General features: G+C 34.4%; 18 protein-coding genes, 1 tRNA gene and 1 other RNA gene. 12 read left to right on the forward strand and 8 right to left on the reverse strand.

Annotated features, from left to right (window positions below; genetic code table 11):
* From addA to RU87_RS00115, 5 genes are all read right to left on the reverse strand, one after another.
* On the reverse strand, positions 1-3,651 hold the full coding sequence (addA, locus tag RU87_RS00095; RefSeq protein WP_068160001.1) for a helicase-exonuclease AddAB subunit AddA: 3,651 nt from the start codon (positions 3,649-3,651) through the stop codon (positions 1-3).
* The gene (gene rexB / locus RU87_RS00100) at positions 3,635-6,973 is read right to left on the reverse strand and encodes an ATP-dependent nuclease subunit B (protein ID WP_068159999.1); all 3,339 of its coding nucleotides are present in this window, start codon (positions 6,971-6,973) and stop codon (positions 3,635-3,637) included. The genes addA and rexB overlap by 17 nt, the downstream gene beginning before the upstream one ends.
* 68 nt (positions 6,974-7,041) lie before the next feature.
* On the reverse strand, positions 7,042-8,184 hold the full coding sequence (dnaN, locus tag RU87_RS00105) for a DNA polymerase III subunit beta (RefSeq protein WP_068159997.1): 1,143 nt from the start codon (positions 8,182-8,184) through the stop codon (positions 7,042-7,044).
* Positions 8,185-8,354: 170 nt separating this feature from the next.
* A complete protein-coding gene (gene dnaA, locus RU87_RS00110) occupies positions 8,355-9,719 on the reverse strand; it encodes a chromosomal replication initiator protein DnaA (RefSeq protein ID WP_068159994.1) in 1,365 nt (454 codons plus the stop codon).
* A gap of 382 nt (positions 9,720-10,101) precedes the next feature.
* The gene (locus RU87_RS00115) at positions 10,102-10,860 is read right to left on the reverse strand and encodes a ParB/RepB/Spo0J family partition protein (RefSeq protein WP_068159992.1); all 759 of its coding nucleotides are present in this window, start codon (positions 10,858-10,860) and stop codon (positions 10,102-10,104) included.
* Between the two features lie 216 nt (positions 10,861-11,076).
* On the opposite strand from RU87_RS00115, the gene RU87_RS00120 reads away from it, so the two are divergent.
* Complete coding sequence (locus tag RU87_RS00120; RefSeq protein ID WP_068159990.1) at positions 11,077-11,322, forward strand: GlsB/YeaQ/YmgE family stress response membrane protein; 246 nt, start codon at positions 11,077-11,079, stop codon at positions 11,320-11,322.
* Positions 11,323-11,424: 102 nt separating this feature from the next.
* Here the strand turns inward: RU87_RS00120 and trhO are convergent, their stop codons facing one another.
* Positions 11,425-12,384, reverse strand: coding sequence for an oxygen-dependent tRNA uridine(34) hydroxylase TrhO (gene trhO, locus RU87_RS00125; RefSeq protein ID WP_068159987.1), 960 nt, complete (start codon positions 12,382-12,384; stop codon positions 11,425-11,427).
* Between the two features lie 19 nt (positions 12,385-12,403).
* On the opposite strand from trhO, the gene RU87_RS00130 reads away from it, so the two are divergent.
* Complete coding sequence (locus RU87_RS00130) at positions 12,404-13,066, forward strand: DNA-3-methyladenine glycosylase I (protein WP_425268464.1); 663 nt, start codon at positions 12,404-12,406, stop codon at positions 13,064-13,066.
* Between the two features lie 56 nt (positions 13,067-13,122).
* Here the strand turns inward: RU87_RS00130 and RU87_RS00135 are convergent, their stop codons facing one another.
* Positions 13,123-13,869, reverse strand: coding sequence for a DUF975 family protein (locus tag RU87_RS00135; RefSeq protein WP_068159983.1), 747 nt, complete (start codon positions 13,867-13,869; stop codon positions 13,123-13,125).
* Positions 13,870-14,054: 185 nt separating this feature from the next.
* On the opposite strand from RU87_RS00135, the gene yajC reads away from it, so the two are divergent.
* From yajC to RU87_RS00180, 9 genes are all read left to right on the forward strand, one after another.
* Positions 14,055-14,405 (forward strand): preprotein translocase subunit YajC, encoded by a 351-nt coding sequence (yajC, locus tag RU87_RS00140; RefSeq protein WP_068159981.1) that lies wholly within the window; start codon positions 14,055-14,057, stop codon positions 14,403-14,405.
* 129 nt (positions 14,406-14,534) lie between these two features.
* Positions 14,535-15,275 carry an undecaprenyl pyrophosphate synthase gene (gene uppS / locus RU87_RS00145; protein ID WP_068159976.1) on the forward strand — a complete coding sequence of 247 codons (741 nt, stop codon included), beginning with the start codon at positions 14,535-14,537 and terminating at the stop codon, positions 15,273-15,275.
* The gene (locus RU87_RS00150) at positions 15,272-16,066 is read left to right on the forward strand and encodes a phosphatidate cytidylyltransferase (RefSeq protein WP_068159974.1); all 795 of its coding nucleotides are present in this window, start codon (positions 15,272-15,274) and stop codon (positions 16,064-16,066) included. The genes uppS and RU87_RS00150 overlap by 4 nt, the downstream gene beginning before the upstream one ends.
* Before the next feature lie 57 nt (positions 16,067-16,123).
* Positions 16,124-17,299, forward strand: a complete 1,176-nt coding sequence (gene dxr, locus RU87_RS00155; RefSeq protein WP_068159971.1) for a 1-deoxy-D-xylulose-5-phosphate reductoisomerase — start codon at positions 16,124-16,126, stop codon at positions 17,297-17,299.
* Between the two features lies 1 nt (position 17,300).
* Complete coding sequence (gene rseP / locus RU87_RS00160) at positions 17,301-18,542, forward strand: RIP metalloprotease RseP (RefSeq protein ID WP_068159967.1); 1,242 nt, start codon at positions 17,301-17,303, stop codon at positions 18,540-18,542.
* Positions 18,543-18,713: 171 nt separating this feature from the next.
* Positions 18,714-20,567 carry a proline--tRNA ligase gene (locus RU87_RS00165; RefSeq protein WP_082782110.1) on the forward strand — a complete coding sequence of 618 codons (1,854 nt, stop codon included), beginning with the start codon at positions 18,714-18,716 and terminating at the stop codon, positions 20,565-20,567.
* 130 nt (positions 20,568-20,697) lie between these two features.
* Positions 20,698-20,891, forward strand: a non-coding RNA gene (gene ssrS / locus RU87_RS00170) — 6S RNA.
* A gap of 60 nt (positions 20,892-20,951) precedes the next feature.
* On the forward strand, positions 20,952-21,359 hold the full coding sequence (locus tag RU87_RS00175) for a hypothetical protein (protein ID WP_231860419.1): 408 nt from the start codon (positions 20,952-20,954) through the stop codon (positions 21,357-21,359).
* 100 nt (positions 21,360-21,459) lie between these two features.
* Positions 21,460-21,532 (forward strand) — tRNA-Lys (locus RU87_RS00180).
* Positions 21,533-21,662: 130 nt separating this feature from the next.
* Here RU87_RS00180 and RU87_RS00185 read toward each other — a convergent pair.
* A complete protein-coding gene (locus RU87_RS00185; protein WP_068159957.1) occupies positions 21,663-22,040 on the reverse strand; it encodes a MerR family transcriptional regulator in 378 nt (125 codons plus the stop codon).
* A gap of 95 nt (positions 22,041-22,135) precedes the next feature.
* Between RU87_RS00185 and RU87_RS00190 the strand changes: the two genes are divergently transcribed.
* A complete protein-coding gene (locus tag RU87_RS00190) occupies positions 22,136-22,507 on the forward strand; it encodes a carboxymuconolactone decarboxylase family protein (protein ID WP_068159955.1) in 372 nt (123 codons plus the stop codon).
* Positions 22,508-22,517: the final 10 nt, after the last annotated feature.

The raw sequence follows: 22,517 nt of genomic DNA on the forward strand, positions 1-22,517 counted from the left end.
TTATATTGCTTCAATAAATACTTTTTCTGGTCCACCTAATAAAATGAGGTATTTTTCAACACGGTCTACCTTAAAAGCTGCACAAAGACTTTCTGCATAAAGTGACATTTGCATATGATATTGGGAGCTGATTTCCTTCATTTTATCTAATGTTGTAAAGTGATCCGTTTTGTAATCAAAAAGAACAATCTTATCATCACATTTAATAAATCCATCTATAATGCCTCGAATCACATACTGTTCACCAGAAGCTTCGTCTGTTTTTAACATCGAAAATGGTGCTTCTCGTGTCATCTTATCAGCATTCGCTACCATGAATTCCCCAAATGATGTCGTAAATAAAGTTAAAATTTTATCTATATCAATCTTTTGTTTGACTGCTTCTTTCACTGATAACCTTGAAATTGTCTGCTTTAATGTTTCACGTGAAACATTTGTAAAATCAATAGATTGCATCAACTCATGTACAGCAGTACCTAACTCTGTAGCTGATACTTTATTATCAGTTTGAAAAAACTCAAATTTTGAATACTTATGATGTGTATTGATCACAACATCACTTTCAGGTAGTAACTGTTCATAGCGTTTCTTAATCTGACTAGGTGTCTGAACTGTTGGTAATTGTATACCTGCTTGATATTTTTGATTTAGCTGATCAGTTGACTCTAAAATATTTTTAGCTTTCTTAACGTCTTCGATTGTGTCCATTACATGATCAAAACTTTGAGATGCTGTTAATAACGTCTCAAAAGAAGTCATAGGTGCCTCATCCACGATAGACATATCCTGTAACGCTTCATCACTTACCAAGCGTACTTTAAGGCCTAATGATGTTTTTACTGTCATCGCCTGATAGATACCTAAAATCCAATGCAAATAACCTTGACTCGATTTCCTAATACTTGTTTCCAGTAAACCTGCTTGATCAAATGACACAGTTTGATAAGGGATAAATTGACCAGCATCATCTATTTTAGCTGCGTCGATTTTAGCAATCATGTAAATTTTATTGACTGCCCTTGTAAATGCGACATAAAGCATCCGCATTTCCTCGGCTAGAGATTGATACTCTTTTTCTAGACTATTTGCAAGATGAGGTAGGGTAGTCATTTTTACGCGTGCATAAGGAAATTCTGTATCAATTTCGTCCTTAAAATCCGCTGTAAATTGAATACCAGCACCATTTTTTCGAGATAGAATCAAATCCCCTGATAACTCTTTAGTATTAAACTTTTTATTGAAATTCAAAATAAAGACATATGGAAACTCTAACCCCTTAGACTTATGGATTGTCATGACACGAACAGAGTCAGTTGGCAGGGCGATATTAACAGAAGTCAAATCATTGTTACTCGTAATAAAATTATCAATCATATTGATAAATTGAAATAACCCTTTATATCCTGACGTCTCATAATCAGCAGCTCGATCTGCTAAAGCAGTCAGATTAGCTTGTCTTAGCTGTCCATTAATCATCCCACCAACATAATCATAATAATGTGTATCACGATAAATATGCCAAATTAGACTATATAAACTATCTTGTCGTGATAACTTAGTCCAGCGATCAAACCTGGTCATGAAAGCTGTTAATTTCAAAAATAGTTGTTGGGGTATTAACTCTTGTTTAAGCCCGGTCTTTGCAATAGACAACTGCAATTTTTCATAAAAACTAACGTCATTTGAAGCCTGTAAACTAATAATTGACAAGTCATTCTCATCAAAGTTGACCAATGGAGACTTCAAAAGTGACACAAATGAAATATCAAATAATGGATTATCAATCGCTCTTAAAACATCTAACATAACCAATACTTCCATTGCTTGTAAATAAGTCATCTTGCCTTCATCAAGCACAACGGGAATATTATAGGACTGTAAAACACGTTCAATCTCACTATTATTTGTTTTACTTCTGACAAGAATAACAATATCTTTGTAGTTGACACCACTCTTTACAAGTTTTAAAATCTCTTGTGCTGTGACGACAAGTTCATCTGATGTCAAACTATTCTCATCATCTGGTTTAGCTTTTTGATCCTGATAAATCAGTAATTCTGCTGTTAAACTATCTGATGTATCTGTTTGATATGCTGTATTCCCAACTACTAGTGATTCTGCTTCCCCATATACCATTTCACCAATATTTTTATCCATCAATCTTTTAAAAATTTCATTGGTAAATTGAATCACTTCAGGTCTTGAGCGAAAATTCTCTTTTAGTCTAATTAATACACCATCACTATCTTCACGCTGGTAGGACTCATATTTGGCCATAAATAATGCAGGATCTGCTAATCGAAACCCATAAATGGATTGCTTAACATCTCCAACCATAAATTTATTATGACCATTAGATAACAGATTTAACATGCCTTCTTGCAGGTGATTAGTATCTTGATATTCATCTACCATCACCTCAAAATATTGCGTTTGATAAACTGTTCTTAACGTATCATTTTCCTGTAAAATTTCTATCGTCAAGTGTGTAATATCCGCATAGTCAAGCATACCATGTTCAAGTTTATAGTTGTGGTATGCTTGATAAAACACTAAAGCAATCTCTTGTAAATCACTTGTCAATTCTTTAGCTAAATCATGATAGTTTTCTATAATTTCTTGGTGCTTGATAGACTCAACAAAAGCATCTAACCGTTCTTTATTAGTCGTAATTAACGCTTTGATTTCTTTCTTTTGAAGTTCTACTCCCTCATCTCTATTGTCTTTATTGTTGGCATTCGGTACAAACTGAAATTTTAACTCTCGATATAAAGTCAAAAAATCTTTGAATTTTTTTTCTTTTAGACAGCTACTAAGATAGTCATAATTCCCTAGAAATTCTTGCGTATTAGCTATTTTTGCTTTACCTGTAATTAATCCAGAAGCTAAATTTGCTTCAAGTATCCTGTAAATATCTGATAAACTTTCTTGTAACCCGTCTGTAAATCTATCTGGTAACTCTGTATATTTTTGATATTTAGAAAACCCTGTCATAAACGTGTCTTGAAGCCAATTCAAAGGATTCTCTAAACTGTCAGCAAACGTATTAATCTTATCTAGTACAGTATAGAAAGGCGTTATTTTTCTATCAGTCGAGAAATTCTCCATGACTCTAATAAAACGCTCTCTACTGATGACACCTTTTCCAGCTAATGACTCTTCTACTAATTTATCAAATAGCTCTTGTTTAATGACATCTTGCTCTGTTTTATCAACTAATAGTCTAAAGCTAGGATCTATATTTTTGAGATAAAAATGTTCTTTAAGAAATTTTAACGTAAAACTATCCATTGTGCCGATGTCAGCATATTGTAACTCTTGTAAAGCCGTTGTCAACAGATGTCTTTTTTTACGATCATCTACGTTATTCCTTGTTTCTCTAATCTTTTTATCTAACCGTGTTTTTAACTCTGTAGCTGCTTTATTTGTAAAGGTTGATACAAATAAATTTTTAACTGATATACCATTTAAAATAAGATTAATAATACGCTCAGTCATGACAAATGTTTTTCCTGACCCTGCAGATGCTGAGACTAAGATATTTGTTCCTGTACGATAGATAGCTTCAATTTGTTCTGGGGTTTTCGGCAAGGACTTTTGAGACTCATTATCTTGTAGTGCTTTTATTTCTAGATCAGTGAGATGACGCATGATCTTTACCTCCCATTAATAACGTTTCTCTAATTTCTTCTTTTGATTTTTGGTGAATTGGTCTACCAGATGCTAGATGAATATCTGGTTCAAACCCACAAATACTCTTAAATTGGCAAAATTGACACCCTTTAGCATGATGTTTGACAACAGTAGGATTGATGTTAATTTTTCCTGATAAAATTTTCTCTCCTGCCGCTTTATAAAGTGTTTCATTATGCGTAATCATCGATGATATTTCTTGCTCTGAAAAGAAGTTAGCATTACTTTTATAAGGTTGATTGTCTTTAGTGAATTGACCTAAATTAAACAGCTCATCAAAATTATTTTTCAAATCACCTGCAAGCGACGCATTGAAAAAACCTGTATACTTCATCAATTTTTTTAATTCATCAGGAATATCTTTGATATCGTTAATAGATTTTAGTGGTATCGTTGGATTCTGTAGATGTAAATATAAAGCACCCCAGATCGTTGGACTAGTACTAAATTTACTAGCATTTTGACGTAAAATATCTAAGTAGGTCAAAAACTGCAAGTTAGTTCCATCGTAAACATCTTGTAAATCAAATTTTTTATCACCTGATTTATAGTCAACTGCACCTAAAGCGTTAAAGATATGATCAACGCGATCTATTAGTCCTCGTAAATTCAACTGTTTATCTTGTTGCAATGCGACTTGATAAGTTTCAAGATTAGATTTTTCAAACCCAAATGCTTGTTCAAAAGCCAATGAATGAACACCAGAATTAGCTATCGTTTTTTTGATAATCGTTGCTGTTTGCTTGATAATTTCTTTAAGTTTTTTTTGCGTATACTCACTACTTGCATCACGTGTAAAGTATGTCGCATATTTATCATCAACTTCATGTAGCGTTTGTGTCAATATCTTGTCAAAATTTTGTGTACCACCTTGACTATCTCTCATTACTTTTTCAAACACTTCATGAAAATATGCCCCAGATAATCTTGAATCTAAGTCTATCTTTTCAAATTCCCTTATGTGTAGTGTTTGCTTAATAAAGTATTGATATTCACAATTATAAAAACTTTCAAAACTTGAGACTGATGCATTCAAATCAGTTGGATATAATTCTGATATAACTGGTAATTGAATGTGTCTTTGTGCTAAGTGATCTGTCTTAGCAGCTGATAACAAGAATTGATAATCTGGATGCTTTGTCATCACTCTAAATAAACTAAGCCAAAATGACGTCGTCTTTTTCTCTAAAGTCTGTTCAGCATGAACAAGTAATTGTCTTTGAATTTCACCTAGATTAGCCAGCAACCCGTCATAATTACCGATATGTGCCACCGTCTCATTTAGATTGATACCGTGTTTGAGTTTTGGTTCAAGGCCACGACTGATCAAAAAATTAAGTAATTGTGATGTTTCACTTTGCTCATTACTATAGAGTTGTGGTGTTGAAAGTACTAATTTTTTATTAGCTGTATTAAAAAGTTGTAAAGCTGTAAAATTATTCTTTTTTGTATTGATAAACACAGGCTCATCAATATATTTAATGTGACCATGCTCCCGTATATTTTGATTGATTGTTGCACGTTCTTCATCAGATAATAGAGACACATTTTGTTTTTGTTTTGGAAAATTTGCATGTGTCAAGCCAATAGCAAAAACATAATCTGCTGTATGAGGTTCTATTAGGTCATAGGCTTTGACCTGCACAACATCTACATTTGCAGGTACTAACCTGTAACTAGCATTTTTAATCCCTGATTCAATGATCTCTAAAAATTCTTGTACGGTAAGTGACTCTAAACCGAAGACAGCTGTAAATTCTTCCAAAACAGTCATTAACAATTTCCAGACTTCCAAATGTTCTGATGACTTATCAAAATTTGCAGCTGTTTCTGCATCAACGTAAAGCTGCTCGACTGATGCTTGAATCAATCCTGTTTCTAGAAATGCTTGAAATTTTTTTACCCATGTTAACCCTTTACTTTTCCTAGATGACAATAAAAGCTGTAAAGGTGACTGCTCACCAACTAATGATGCTCTAATTTTTTCTGCCTCGACATGATCAAATGTTTTTTTAAACTTACTTTCACCTTTGACATTTCGTTGTAAACTATAGTATTCAAACTTGTAAATATCGTTTACAGATATATTATCAGCTGTGTAAAGATTTGTCTTTAATAAGCTCAAAACATCTTGTAGGCGATAATTACTTTTTTTAATTTTTACAAGCGCTTCTATGAGTACGATGAGGGGATGATCTTTCATTGACTTTTCTTGCGCATAGAAAAAAGGAATCTCATAGGTTTTAAAAATTTCGGGTAGTAAAATGGCATCAGCATTTATATCACCTAGTAAGACTAAAATATCTTTATATTGTACACCTGTAAATAAAAGTTGACGAATTTGTTTGGCAACATGTTCAATCTCTTCTTTATGGTTGACAACCTGCCAAATTTCTACTGTACCATCATCATGTAAAACATCACTATCAGAAATACTAAAATCAGATTCTTTTTCCATCAATAAGGATATATTTGTTGCTAAACTTTTATCTTTGTTGACACTTTTATCAATGAGCGTCAACTCATATTTTTGTGATAAACTGCGAATTAATTCAATAGATTGTTGATAGATATTTCCTTCAATAAAACTTGAATTAAGTGCTCGTTTAGAGGTATAGATACCAAAAACAATATCTGATACTCTTGTTGATAGCGTATCAATTAAGATCATCTCTTCTGCTGAAAATCTAGAGTATCCCTCAATAATTAACACATAATCCTGTAAATCACTTGTCACTTTATCAGTGAGTAATAACTCAATAAAATGCTGCAATTTATTTTCATTTGAAAAGTGGCCTAACTGATACTCAAACTCATCTAGTATGACTTTGAGTTCCATATTCTTTTGATTATGTTTAGTTAATAATAAATCATCAGAAGTGAGATTAGCTGTTATCAATTCTTGATATAAGTCAACTAATTGATCAATAAACCCTTGCTTTTCTTTAATAAAGCGATAGGTTGGAATTTTATTATCAGGTAATAGCTTTAGTGTTCTCCGCATTAACATGGCAAGTCCAACAGACGACAGTGTTTGGTTATCTGTTTCCTGATTTTTATCAAAATACCAAGGTAACTGTTTTAATCTTGTCACGGTTAAATCAAATAAAGCACCATCTTGTCCCTTATTATAACGCATCAAAATTTCCTTCTCTTTTTCAAAAGAAAGTGAAGATGGCACAATATAAAAAATTTTTTTGCCGCTCTTAATTTGCTCACGCGCTTCATCGATTAAGAAATTAGGTAGATCGCCGTAAATATCTGTGTGGATAACTTTCATAACAAAAAAGACCTCTCGGTCTATTATATCATGTTTGGCTGCTCAACATAGACAGCATCTAGATTAACTTAATTTGTACGAACTGGTGTGACTAATTGTATAAAATCAAGCGTATCGCTTTTTGGTACTAATGTAAAAGGTCTAACAGCAGAGATAAATCTAATTCTCACTTCTGGCTCTTTGATTACTTTTAAGGCATCTATCAGGTATTGAGGATTAAATGAAATCGTTAAATCATCTCCAGATTTAGCTAAAGGTGTTATTTCTTCATGAACAGAACCAACCTCTGGTGAATTTACGGTAGCAGTAATTGCATCTCCAGAAATTGTCAATTTCACTGTGCCGTTTGTCGTTGCATTAGAGAGTAGTTTAGCACGATCCATCGTATGACGTAGATTTGCAACATCAAGTGTTAAATCGAGTGTATAATCTGCTTCTGAGGGAATTAAGCGGTTAGTATCTGGATAATTTCCCTCAACAAGGCGCGTGTAAAACGAAATTGTTTCGTTTCGAATCAGAATTTGATTGCTTGAAAAGAAAATATCAAGTTCTGCATCATCATCAGAAAACACTGATTTGAAGCTATTTATAGATTTATTAGGTAAAACAAGATCAAAATCTTCGCTCAATTTATCTAATGTAATAATTCTTTGACTCATTCTATGTGAATCAGTCGCAACCGATTTTAATAATTTATGATCTGTTAAGGTTAAATGAACCCCAGTAAGAATTGGTCGTGATTCTTGAGTTGATACTGCAAATGCAGTTTCAGTAAAGATGTCTTTTAAAACACCAGCTTTAATATGCAAAGGATTTTCAGTAGCCATTTCTTGAATTCTTGGATACATCTCTACATCTAACCCTTTAAGCGTGATTTCAGACTGGCCAGAAGTTAAGACAACTTGATTTTGAGTGATTTCTTGAAACTCAAAAGTAATTTCAGGCAGATTATTCACAACACTTTCGAAAAAGCTTGCTTCTAATAAGATACTACCTACTTGTGAAATCAATATACCTGCATTTTCATCATCTTTTGGTATAAAATTTTCAATTGAAATTTGTCCGTTAGATCCTGTTAAAGTAATCCCATCTGTGGTTACATCAATTTTAATCTTTGATAACGTAGGAATTGCTACTTTACTAGAAATAGCTTGTTTGGTAATTCTCAAATTATTGAGAAAAGCAGTTTTATTGATGGAAAAATTAATCATCTAGAGAACTCTTTCTTTTATTAATTAAATAAATATAGTTAGTAATAGTAATAGGGCCTGTTGAGTATGTGGATAAGTCTCGAAACGGTTGATTTAGAGGTAAGTTTGACCTGTGGATAAAAAAAGATAAGGTGTGTATAACTGTGACTATTTTCCACAAAAGGCTAAACCTATTTTAATTGCGTTTTGATTGTATCGATATCTTTTTGAAGTGCAGTATCTGTTTTCATTTTATCAGAAATCTGTTTATGCGCATAAATGACAGTGGTATGATCACGTCCACCGAATTCTTTGCCAATAGCCGGTAAACTTTTACCTGTAATTTCTCGAATCAAGTACATGGCAACTTGTCTAGGATAGGCAATTTCTTTTGGTCGTTTTTTACTGATCATATCAGCAACAGATATTTTATAGAAACTCGCGACAGCTTCTTGAATTTGTTTAGAAGTAACATCTTTATCTGGTGTGATTTTAGTAGACTCTAACGTATTAAGGGCTTTAGAAGCAGTCTCGATATCAATGATATCAATATGATAGGTGTTGGCATAAAATTTTAAATTCTTTAGTGCACCTTCTAAATCTCTGACATTGGAATCAATTCGTCCAGCGATATAAGAAAGCGTCTCTGACGGCACTTTAAAAGACATCTCATCTACTTTATTAAGTAAAATAGCCATCCGATCTTCATAGTTTGGTGCCGTAATATCAGTTGTTAATCCCCAACCAAAGCGAGATTTTAGTCGCTCTTCAAATTCATTTAATTCATTAGGTGGGCGATCACTTGAGATAACAATTTGTGCGCCTTTATCGTGTAGCGTATTGAAGGTCTGGAAAAATTCGTTAATCGTTCCTTCTTTTTTGGCAAAAAATTGAATATCATCTAATAGTAATAAATCTAATGTTCGATATTGATCAGTGAAGTCTTGCATCTGATTTTTTCTGGAACTTTGAACATAATCACTGACAAAGTTTTCAGATGATACATATTTAATGCGAGATGAAGGATTGTTACTCAATATCTCATTACCAATAGCATTCATAAGGTGAGTCTTGCCAAGGCCAGGACCACCATATATAAATAATGGGTTATACATACCACCTGGATCATTAGCTACGGCTATTGCTGCACCAAGTGTCATCCGATTGCCCTCACCTTGTACAAAATTTTCAAATGTGTATTTATTGTTTAACCCAGTTTTTAACTCTGGACTAGTCACAACAGGTGTAGTTTCAGGGGTATCAGCTGCTTTGTCTGTATTCTCATAATCAGAAATATTGATTTCATCTGCTGAATAGAGTGAAAAATGAATTTCTGTACCATATATTTCGAATCCTGCTGTTTTAATCAGATCTTCTTGTTTTCGCCAAAAATCTTGGTGCATATTACTTTCAAGATAGATTTTAGCATTATTATCTGACACTTCTAGTAGTTTAGCTGGTTCTATGAAAAAGTCATAAGGTGCTTGGCCTAGATTATTTTGTGCAAGTTCTTTTACACGTTGCCAAAATTTTTGGTCATTTGGAGTTAAAGACATCTGACTCCTTTCTCTGTAGTAGTTAATAGCAATTTTTTGTGAATAATAGATAGATAATACATTTTCTATCATAAAATAATGGCTTAAAAAAATTTGTGGATAAGAAAATTATATCATGTTGAAACAATGTTTTCCACAATTTCGAGGAAATAAGGATAAAAATTGACAAGTGAAGTAAAAATTATACACAGACCTGTGGAAAATGTGGATAAAAATCAGAAAAATAATGTTAATCACAGCTATTTTTTATAAAAAGTGTTTAAAATAGTGACTTTTTCCATAGTTAACCACAGGTGTGTATAACTTATGCACAAATGGGTAAATCAAAAAAAGATGTGGAAAAATGTGTTTAAAAAAAGTAATCCACAAGTTGACCTGTGGATTACTGGTTAATTAAAATGAGGATAAGTCTATTTAATTCCTCTAAATTGTCATAAGAAATTTCAATTTTTTTTGACTGAATTGAAACGGATGTGCCTAAAGATTGGCTTAAATTTTCTTCTGCTTCTTTGAGAAAGATATTTTTTGATTTGATAGTTGGTAAATTTGGCGTTTTATTAAGTAATAAACTAAGTGCTTTAACGGATAATTTTTCTTTATCAATTCGTTTCGCCCAAGCAATTTGTTCTTCAGGTGTATCGAGACTTAGGAGCAATCTAGCGTGTCCTTGGGAAATTTTCTTGTCCTCTATAAGTTGCAAGACACGTTCAGGCAAGCTTAAAATTCTAATTGCATTACTGATATATGGCCTTGACTTACCTAATTTATCAGCGATTGTTGCATGCGTCATACCTTGTTTAGTAACTAAATTTTGCAGGCTTCGTGCTTCATCTAAAACAGTTAGATCATCACGCTGTAGATTTTCTAAGATGGCAAGTGTCATCATTTCATCATCTGTGACCTGACGTACAATGGCAGGAATCTCTGTTAAACCAGCTAATTGAGAAGCTCTGAAACGTCTTTCACCAGCTAAAATTTCATAGCCAATAATGCCAGATTTTCTGACGATAATCGGCTGCAACACACCATTTTCTTTGATCGAATTGCTGAGTTCTTGTAATTTCACCTCATCAAATAAGGTACGAGGTTGATAGGGATTTTTTGAAATACTTGATATTGCCAATAATTGAATAGTTTCCATATGCCTATTTTACCATGTATGTTACGTCTTGTGCCTAGTTTACTGCGTTAAACCTTTTTATGAGGCAAGGTATCTGAGTCTAGGTATATGTTTACATATGGTTATAGTTTAAAGAAATATACTTTTTATGACATATTATTAGCATAAAGCGAATGATTAGTATAGAATGAAAGAGTAATAAGTATTTATAGATTTATATTATAAGGAGGTATTATTATGGGTTGGATATGGTCACTTATTGTTGGTGCGATTATTGGAGCTATTGCAGGTGCAATCACTAAAAAAGGTGATTCTATGGGATGGATTGCAAATATCATCGCTGGATTAGTTGGGTCTATGATTGGGCAATCTATTTTAGGCCACTGGGGTCCAAGTTTAGCTGGTATGGCTTTAATTCCATCAATTATTGGAGCTGTTATACTAGTTGCTGTTGTATCTTTCTTCGTAGGCAGAAAGAATTAATCAGCTGTAATAACGATAAGCGTTGTTACATAACTTGATAAAAAAACTTATCAATTCATCAGAACTGATAAGTTTTTTTTATTTTATTAATAGTAATTTAATTTATTGTGTTACGACTTCATTAATAGCAGCCAAGCGTGTTAAAACATCTTCTTGTGTAAGGTTATGGCTGATCACGTAACGGTTGCGCGGATGAACACGGCAATCATGTTCACACCCACCAAGATATTTAGCTTCATTTTCTTCAGAGGCTAAAATTTGACGGTTACATTCTGGATTACCACAGTTAATATAGCGTTCGCATGGTGTACCATCAAACCAATCTTTCCCGACAACAACAGTTTCAACTTGGTTAATTGGCACAGCGATTCTATTGTCAAAGACATACATTTGACCATCCCATAAGTCGCCTCTAACTTCTGGATCTTTACCGTAGGTTGCGATACCACCGTGGAGTTGACCAACATCTTTAAAGCCTTCTCTAACTAACCAACCTGAAAATTTTTCACAACGAATGCCACCCGTACAATAGGTAACCACACGTTTTTCAAGAAACTCTTCTTTATGGTCTCTTATCCATTGTGGTAAGTCACGGAAATTTCTAATATCAGGACGAACTGCTCCTCTGAAATGACCTAAATCATATTCATAATCATTACGAGCATCGATGACAACTGTATTATCATCAAGAATTGCTTCTCTAAATTCTTTTGGATTTAAATAAGCGCCGGTTATTTCTAACGGATTAATATCATCTTCTAGACTTAGATTCACTAGTTCTCTTTTATAACGGACATGCATTTTTTTAAAACTGTTGTGATCTGCAAGATCAATTTTAAAAATCATTGTTTTAAATCTAGCATCTTCATGCATCATCGTCATATAAGCTTCGGTTTGATCAAAAGTACCACATACAGTACCATTAATTCCTTCATCAGCAACTAAAATTCTACCAGTAATACCGATTTCTTTACAAGCAGCTAGATGTTCTTTGGCAAATTGATCGCCGTTTTCAATTGGTACATATTGGTAATACAATAGTACACGATAGTCTTGGGGCATGTTATTCTCCTTGTTATATATGCATTACTACTATTTTACCCATGTTTTTGCTGAAAAAGCAACAATCTTGCTTGTGCTCTTTTACACAAAAAACTATGTTATAATGACGTTAATCATGCAGGAGAGTAGGTGTATAATGATTAGATGTGATTGGGTCAAATCAGCAATAGATGAACGCTATCATGATGAAGAGTGGGGAAAACCTAAATATGATGATGATATACTTTTTGAGATGCTCATTCTTGAGGGGATGCAGGCAGGGCTTAGTTGGACAACTATTTTAAATAAGAGAGAGAATTATCGTGAAGCGCTAGATAATTTTTCTGTTCAAAAAATAAAAGCGTATAAGCAGGAAAAACTAGATGAGTTATTACAAAATACTGGATTAATACGTAATAAATTAAAAATAAAGTCGCTAATAAAGAATGCTAATGCTTTTATTGCTGTACAAGAAGAGTTTGGTAGTTTTGCTACCTATATATGGCAGTACGTTGATGGCAAGCCAATTGATCATCAGTTTAAAACGATTAATGATATACCCGCAAGTGATGCAATATCTGAAAAAATGAGTAAGGATTTGAAAAAAAGAGGCTTTTCTTTTATAGGTCCAACGATTTGTTATGCTTATATGCAGGCAGTGGGTTTGGTAAACGACCATATAGAAAACTGTGAGTTTAGATAAATAAAAAACGCTTGCGCGTTTTTTTTATACTATTGATTATTTTTTATTAAATCATTTTATAAACGATCTTGAATACGTGCTTCATAGAAAGAAACCATAGACATTGTATTAAAAGGCATCGTCCAGATTCTAGATATACCTAAAGTAATGGCATCTAAAAAGTACCACCCAATAAATGTTAAGTTAAATAGGAAATATCTGAATTTATAGCCGACCATGAGTTGTTTTGATGTATTCAATACATCCCAGATGCCTTGGTATTCATTATTTTTAAGTTTGTCATATAAAACATAAGTTGCTTGAGACCAGCTTAAGCCAAGATAAACCATTAGTACCCAGCCAATAACTGGAATGAAGAAAAGAATCAGCATAATGATTGAAATGATAACAGATAACCCGGCAATTTTCCAAAAATAGCCTTCTTTAAATGCTCTAAAAATATCTTTGGATAAATTAATCTCTTCTTTTTCGCCACGAAAAATGTCGAGATAGTTAAACATACCTGCTGTTTGGAAAACTGCGATAATAATTGAGATAGCAAAAATTATGAGCATCATGATGGCCATAACTGGAATGACCGTATATAGAATCAATCCCCAGTCGACTGCTGCTGCGGAATCGGTTGCATTTGACATACCATCTGTAGCTGTCTTAATGTCATCATTGATATTACCTGAATAAGACTGGCTTACACGGTTACTAGTAAAAGATAGAAGCAACGGAATAATTAATAAGAGTAGTTTTTGTAAAAAATTTTCTTTGAGCGCATGGCGTGCCGCAGTTTTTAGTTCTGAACTTGTCATGTTTTTGAATCTCCTCATTCATATAATTTAAATAGTTAAGCTAAAAAGTTCTTATTCAATCATAACATGTACTATGAAATTTTCCTAGGGAAATAATGATGTTTATTTAAGTTTAATATGTCTATCCTTTTTTTATTGCTGATAATTTGCTATAATGAAACATATAAAAAAAATGAGGTAAAAAAATGAATTTTATAATTTTAATCGTTCTATTTGGCGCTATGATGTGGTTTATGCAGCGTAACCAAAAGAAAGCGGCTAATAAACGTCAAGAACAATTGAATAGTATGCAACCAGGTTCTGAAATCGTAACGATTGGTGGCCTACATGGTATTTTATCAAGTATTGATACAGATAAAGGAACGATTGAATTAGATGCTGAAGGCGTTATTTTGACTTTTGATCGTTCGGCAGTCAAAACAGTTAAACCAGCAGCAACCTCTGATGCTTTAGATGATGTTATTTCTGATGCAAAAGCTGTGACAACTCCTGAATCTACTGATGACTCAAAAACACCAGATTCACCATTTGAATAAATAGATAAGAAATAAGCTCCAGGGCTTATTTTTTAGTGTTATTTTTAAAAATATGATAAAATTAATAAAAGCTTTTGTTAATGATAAAGCATATGTTTAAACAGTTAGTAATTAGAGGTATAAATTAAGATGGTAACAACAGGAATTGAAGATAAAAAAGTTCCCGGGCATTTGGCGATTATCATGGATGGTAATGGTCGTTGGGCGCAAGCTCAAGGCAAACCACGTGTTTTTGGCCATAAGGCTGGTATGGATAACTTACAAAAAATTGCGATTCATGCACAAAATTCAGGAGTTAAAGTATTAACAGTTTATGCTTTTTCAACAGAAAATTGGACACGACCAGCAGCAGAAGTCAAGTTTATTATGAGTTTACCTATTGATTTTTATGGTAAATTTGTGCCAACACTTCATCGAGAAAATATCCGTATTATGATGATTGGTACAAGAGAAGGTGTCCCAAAGTCAACATTAAAATCAATTGATCAAGCTGTTGCAGATACTGCAGCTAATACTGGGATGATTTTAACGATTGCTCTAAATTATGGTGGGCAAAATGAAATTTTAGATGCGGTTAAATCTTTAGCACAAGAGGTTAAATCTGGTTTACTCACAACTGATGACATCACACAGGAGGCGTTTGAGCATAGGCTAACAACAGCAATTTTGCCTCAAGTCTATAGAAATCCAGATTTAGTCATTCGTACCTCGGGTGAAAATAGATTAAGTAACTTTTTGATGTGGCAAACAGCCTATAGTGAATTATATTTTACAGACACGTTGTGGCCTGATTTTGATGAACATGCATTATCTTTAGCATTTGATGCATTTTCAAAAAGAGACCGCAGATATGGAGGAGTTAAAGCATGATGCAACGAATTATAACAGGTGTCGTAGCAGGAGCCGTATTCTTAGGATTGGCTATAGTGGGAGGGACACCTTTTCAAATTTTAGTTGGTTTACTGACGATTATTGCGATGAGTGAACTGTTTAAGATGCGAAAAATCGAAATCTTATCTTTTGAGGGAATTCTAGCTATCTTTGCGGCCCTTTCATTAGCAATGCCAACGACACAGTACTTTCCAAAATTAGGAATGGATAGTCACTTTACTTTATTTACCTTGTGTTTATTTATCATGATGGGTATTATGGTGTTTACAAAAGGAAAATATTCGTTTGAAGATTTAGGATTTCCTTTCTTATCAGCATTCTATGTTGGTATGGGGTTCCAAAATTTATTAGCAGCACAACAAAGTAGCTTATTTATCTTGTTTTTAGCCTTGTTTATTGTTTGGGCGACTGATTCGGGTGCTTATTTTATCGGTAAAAAAATTGGTAAAACAAAACTTATCCCAAGTGTTTCCCCTAATAAGACAGTAGAAGGCTCGCTTGGTGGTATTGTATCAGCAATCGTTGTGGCAGTATTAATGGTATTTTTATATCCTAATAAAGCACCAGATATCAATATTTTTAAACTCATTGTCTTAGTTGCCGTATTTTCTGTTGTTGGTCAACTAGGTGATCTTGTTGAGTCTAGTTTAAAACGACATTTTGGTGTTAAAGATTCAGGTAATATTCTCCCTGGACATGGTGGCATATTAGATCGGTTTGATAGTTTGATTTTTGTATTTCCGATTATGCATCTTTTAGGTTTATTTTAAAAAGTTACTCGGATTCATAACGGGTATCAAGAGGATTGAACGGAGACGTATAAGATAATGGCAAAGAAAAAAATTATTTTATTAGGTGCGACAGGTAGTGTTGGCGTTCAGGCATTAGATGTTATCGCCGCGCATCCCGATTTATTTGAGTTAGTTGGATTTTCATTTGGGAAAAATATAGAGAAAGCGCGTGATATTATTCAAACATTTTCTCCTAATCTAGTAGTCGCTGCACATGAGAATCTAAAAACGCAACTGTTAGATGAGTTTCCAAGTATTGCGTGTTACTCTGGCCAAACTGGCTTGACACAACTTGCACAAACTCAAGACTATGATGTTTTACTAAATGCCATCGTTGGTGCTATCGGTGTGTTACCGACACTTGAGGCTATAAAATTAGGGCGTGATATTGCCTTAGCCAATAAGGAGACACTGGTTGTTGCTGGCGACACGATTATGAGTGAAGCAGCTAGAACAGGTAGTAAAATTTTACCTGTTGATAGTGAGCATGCGGCTATATTTCAAGTGCTACAAGGTGTATTACCAAGTGATGTGCGCAGTTTAACGATTACAGCATCTGGTGGGTCATTTCGTGATAAAACAAGAGATGAGCTAGTGGATGTGACATTGGCAGACGCACTAACGCATCCTAACTGGAGTATGGGTGCTAAAATTACCATAGATTCTGCTACCATGGTGAACAAAGGATTAGAGGTTATCGAGGCACATCACTTGTTTGGTATGTCTTATGAAGATATTCATGTTGTTTTGCATCGTGAATCTGTTGTTCATTCTATGATTACACTGAACGATGGTGCGGTTTTAGCACAGTTAGGGCCATCGGATATGCGTGAGCCAATTCAATATGCGCTATCATATCCAAAACATATCACCTTGCATCATGAAAAACCGTTTGATTTAACGCAAATTGGTTGTCTTCATTTTGAAAAAATGGATTTAGTGCGTTTTCCTATGTTAGATTTGGCTTACCGTGTCGGTAAGTTAGGTGGTGGGTATCCTGCTGTTTACAATGCAGCAAATGAAGTTGCTAATCTTGCTTTTCAAGAGGATAAAATAACTTTTTTACAGATTGAACAATTGGTGACACGTGCTGTATTTGAACATATAGAATTTGTTGGCCAAAGTCTCCAACAAATCTTAAAATCAGACGGTGTGACACGTGAAAAAGTTAATCAGTGGATAGTTGAGTTAGCTGAGGAAAAAGGAAGTTAATATGATTCAAAGTCTTATTACATTTATCATCATATTTGGTATTATTGTGTGTGTACATGAATATGGTCATCTATACTTTGCAAAAAAATCAGGTATCTTAGTCCGTGAATTTTCTATCGGTATGGGACCTAAAATCTATGCGCACCAAGCTAAGGATGGTACTGTATATACGATTCGTATCTTACCACTAGGCGGTTATGTTCGCATGGCTGGCTGGGGAGAAGATGAAACTGACATACAAACAGGAGCACCTGTAAGTTTAACGCTAGATCCTGAAAGTATGCGTGTGACTCGGATTAGTCTGAGTGAGAAAGTGCAGTTTGAACACGCGCTACCGATGTTAGTGACCAGTTATGACTTTGAACGTGAGTTGACCATTACAGGTGAGGTTAACGGTGAAAGTCAGACCTATCAGGTAGATCATGATGCGACAGTTGTCGAAAGTGATGGGACTGAACTGCGTATCGCACCACTAGATGTTCAGTATCAGAGTGCTAGTCTAGCTGGTCGTATGATGACAAATTTTGCTGGGCCGCTTAATAATTTTATATTAGGTATCGTAGCTTTTATCCTAGTCATGTTTATGCAAGGTGGGGTTCAAGATTTAAATAGTAATCAGATTACAGTCACAGATAAAAATTTACCAGCCTATCAAGCAGGTTTGCGGACAGGCGATACAGTGAGCTCGATTAACGGCAATAAAGTATCGGATTGGGATAGTTTAACCAAACAAATTATCAGCTCAAAAGGTCAGCAGATAAAGATTAAGACACTTAAACGCACTGTCGTAGTTACCCCTAAAAAACAAGATCAAGCATACATTATCGGTATCACACCTAATATGAAGACTGGATTTTTTGATAAAATTACAGGAGGGGTAGAAAAAGCAATAACATCAGCATTTACAATCGTCAATGCGTTGAAAAACTTACTTCTTCATCCAAGCCTTAATAAATTAGGTGGACCTGTCGCTATGTATCAGATGACTGGTCAAGCCGCGCGTGAAGGATTGACAACAGTTATCGCATTTATGGCGATGTTATCTATCAATCTAGGAATTTTCAATCTAATTCCAATCCCTGCACTTGATGGTGGTAAGATTTTGATGAATATCATCGAAGGTATCCGCCGTAAACCAATGAAACAAGAGTATGAAAATATCGTCACCCTTGTTGGTGTTGGGATTATGGTGTTGTTGATGATTGCTGTTACTTGGAATGATATCTTACGTTTATTTAGATAACTATCTCGTTACTTAATCTTGCCAATGCTTGATATAAAAGTATGTCAACTGAGGGATCTCATGAAAAGTGCTGATTTTATGCACTTTTTTTGATATAATGAAACCACTATATGAAAGGAAAGGATAATCTCCAAGCATAGGGCTTGATAGGGTTATCCAACTATCACTCAAATGAAACAATCAAAAATGCTTATTCCAACTTTACGCGAGATGCCTTCTGATGCACAAGTTATCAGTCATGCTCTCTTAGTGCGTGCTGGTTATGTACGCCAAGTATCATCTGGAATTTATGCTTATCTACCACTTGCAAATCGTGTGCTTGAAAAATTTAAATCAATTATGCGTGAAGAGTTTGAAAGTATTGGTGCTGTTGAATTATTAGCACCTGCACTTTTAACTGCTGATTTATGGAAAGAAAGTGGCCGTTATGATACCTACGGTGCTGATCTTTACAAACTAAAAAACCGAGATGCATCTGATTTCATCTTAGGGCCAACACATGAAGAGACGATGACGGCTTTGGTTAGAAATGAAATTACATCTTACAAGAAACTACCATTAAACATCTATCAAATCCAACCTAAATATAGAGATGAAAAGCGTCCACGTTATGGCTTACTTCGTGGCCGAGAGTTTATCATGAAAGATGGCTATAGTTTCCACGCTAATTATGAGTCACTTGATGAAACCTATGAAGATTACAAAAAAGCTTATGAAAATATTTTCACACGCGCTGGACTTGACTTCAAAGGGATCATTGGTGATGGTGGCGCAATGGGTGGTAAGGATTCACAAGAATTCATGGCCATCACATCTGATCGGACTGATCTAGCAAAATGGTTGATTTTAGATAAATCAATTACTGATATTTCTGAGATTCCAGAACATGTGATTAAGGATATTAAAGCAGAGCTAGCAAAATGGTTAGTAGCTGGTGAGGATACGATTGCTTACTCTGATAGTTCTGACTATGCAGCTAATTTAGAAATGGCTGCAACAGCTTTCACTAAACCAACGTCTTATACAGAACAAGGTGAATTAGTTAAAGTCGCAACGCCTGATGCTAAAACGATTGATGAAGTGTCTGAATTGCTTTCTATCTCTACTGAACAGACTTTGAAGACACTTGTTTATAAAGCTGATGATGAGATTGTGGTTGTGTTGCTTAGAGGAGATGATGAGCTAAATGAAGTTAAATTAACTAATCATTTAGGTGCTGATTTCCTTGAACCTGCCTCAGAAGCAGATACGATTGAGATTTTTGGTGCAACATTTGGGTCATTAGGACCAGTTGGCCTGTCAAGCTCAGTAAAAATTATTGCAGATCGTGTTGTTGAAACAGTGGTCAACGCCACTGTAGGTGCTAATGAAGATGGCTACCACTATCAAAACGTTAATCTTGAACGAGATTTCACAGTCAGTGAATTTGTTGACCTTCGTACAGCAAAAGAGGGCGAACCTGCTCCTGATGGACAAGGTAAGTTAAAATTTGCGCGTGGTATTGAAATTGGGCATATCTTTAAATTAGGGACACGTTACTCTGAAAGTATGGGTGCTAATGTTCTAGATGAAAATGGTAAGGCTAAACCAATTATCATGGGCTCTTATGGTATCGGTGTCAGCCGTATTTTATCTGCAATCTTGGAGCAATTTGCACGGATTAATGTTGAAAAAACATTTAAAGGGGATTATAAATTTGCTTGGTCTATGAATTTCCCTAAAGAACTGGCACCGTTTGACGTGCATGTCGTGCCCGTAAATGTTAAAGATGACACTACAGTCGCTTTATCTACAGAAATCGTAAACATGTTAACCAACAAAGGGATGCAAGTGCTAGAAGATGATCGTGCAGAACGAGTTGGTGTTAAATTTGCTGATAGTGATTTAATCGGTCTACCAGTACGTGTGACAGTTGGTAAAAAAGCTGCTGATCGAATCGTCGAAGTTAAAATTCGAGCAACAGGTGATATGTTAGAAGTTAATGTAGATGATTTAGCAGATACGTTAGCAATTTTGAACCAGTAAGTTACATTATCATATAAAAAAGAAATCTAATTGTTAGGTTTCTTTTTTATTTACTTTTCATCAAAAAGTAAACGTTTTCAAGTTTTTGGATTGCAAAAAATGTAGAAGCGTGATATGATATATCTATAGAGAAGCACTGGAATGTGCGAACTTACTCACATTTTTGACCGACTAAATCGTATTACCTAGGGAGTCTTTGAGACATCTTACCGTGTGCAAGCCATTTTAGATGGAAGCCGCTTAGTAAGAGCGGGACACCCACCTGTTTAACAGTTACAGCGGGTTCAATACACGAGTAAGCAACGGCATTCAATCAGTGCTTTTTGTGTGCGTCAAATCCATTATGTTTGACACTTCATCTAAAATAGTAAGAGAGGAATAATTGTGAGTAAAGAAATACTACAGCATATGACTTTTCATCATATTGGAAAGCCAGTGCCACTTGATGTAATTAAAGATGATATATCCACAAGATATAGTCCTTTATTTGATATGTATACTTTAGATCGATTAAATGAGTTATCTTTACCTATACAGTTACATGCGTTTGGAGAGGCTTCAGAGTTACATGAGATAATCAAGCAGCAGTCCCATGTTGCCTTTAAAGTGTCGAATATTAGAGAGGCTTTAAAAGGTCAAGAAATTATCATGCCTTTATATGAACCTTTTTCTGGTTATCAATGTGCAATGATACTTGTCAATCGTCAACCAATAGAACTCATTGAAACAAGTCTGTCAGAACGTGAAATATGGGGAGATGGTCTCTTTAAAGATAGTAAGCTATATCCTTAATGATTAGTCATCTAGTTTACCGATACTTAGTTTATTCTTGCAATTTTAAGTCTATTTGATATAATAACTGGTGGGACTAAGCTTTACGTTTAGAAGAAATGCCTTCTTAGCTCAGTTGGTAGAGCAGTGGACTCTTAATCCATGGGTCGCAGGTTCAAGCCCTGCAGGGGGCATAAACGGAGTGCTAGAGCACTCTAGGTAAATCTAAAAAAACTCGTATCTAAAAATAGATGCGAGTTTTTTTGTATGCAAAATATAAATCGCAAGACTATATAGTTAAAAATAATGTAGAGGTATAGCAAATTATCTCGTTTTGTGATTCTCTAAAAATTGGGTATAAAATTGTTTTTTATTTTGTAAGAAGTTGATATGTGCTTGGATTTTTTCTAGTTCTATTTGTAAAATCATTTCTTGCTCTGCTAAGATGTTAATCCTCTCAAGCACAGTGCTATCGCCTTTTTCTCTTAATTTAGAGTAGTCAACAATTTTTGATAAGGTCATACCTGTTGCCTTAGCGCGTTTAATGAAGGCAATCCAACGGAGATCATCATCAGTAAAGATACGATAATTATTGCTATCTCGATCAGGATGTAAAAGCCCAAGTGCTTCATAATATCGAAGCGTGGGAATAGATAAGTCAGTGAGTGTCGCAATCTCAGCAATTTTATATGTTTTTGACATGGCGTAATTTCCTCTTAATCAAGTAATATTTATCCTTGCTATCAAGTATACTTGATAGTTTATACTGATTATATCACATAAAAGGAGGCAGTATTTTGGATAAATACGAAAATGGATTAAAAATTCGTCAAGCAGTGATCGGAAAAGAAGCAAGCCAGATGGTATCTGATAGTCTAGCTGATATAGCACCTATCTTGGATCAAAAGACATTATTAGCGTTTGATGAGGCACAGGCACGGCCAATATTAGACATGAAGCAAAGAGAGATGATTACGATTACTTCTTTGTTGACACAAGGAGATACATCAAGTCAACTTCGTATTCATATTCAAGGGGCTTTAAATGTCGGATTAAGTCGTGATGAAATCATCGAGACTTTTATTCATTGTTTAGCTTATATGGGATTTCCACGCGTTTTAAATGCGATTTCAGTTGCTAAAGAGGTCTTTAGTAATCCGACAAAATGATGACGATATA

The organism is Pseudolactococcus plantarum (genome assembly GCF_002441715.1).
Taxonomy (GTDB): Bacteria; Bacillota; Bacilli; order Lactobacillales; family Streptococcaceae; genus Pseudolactococcus; species Pseudolactococcus plantarum.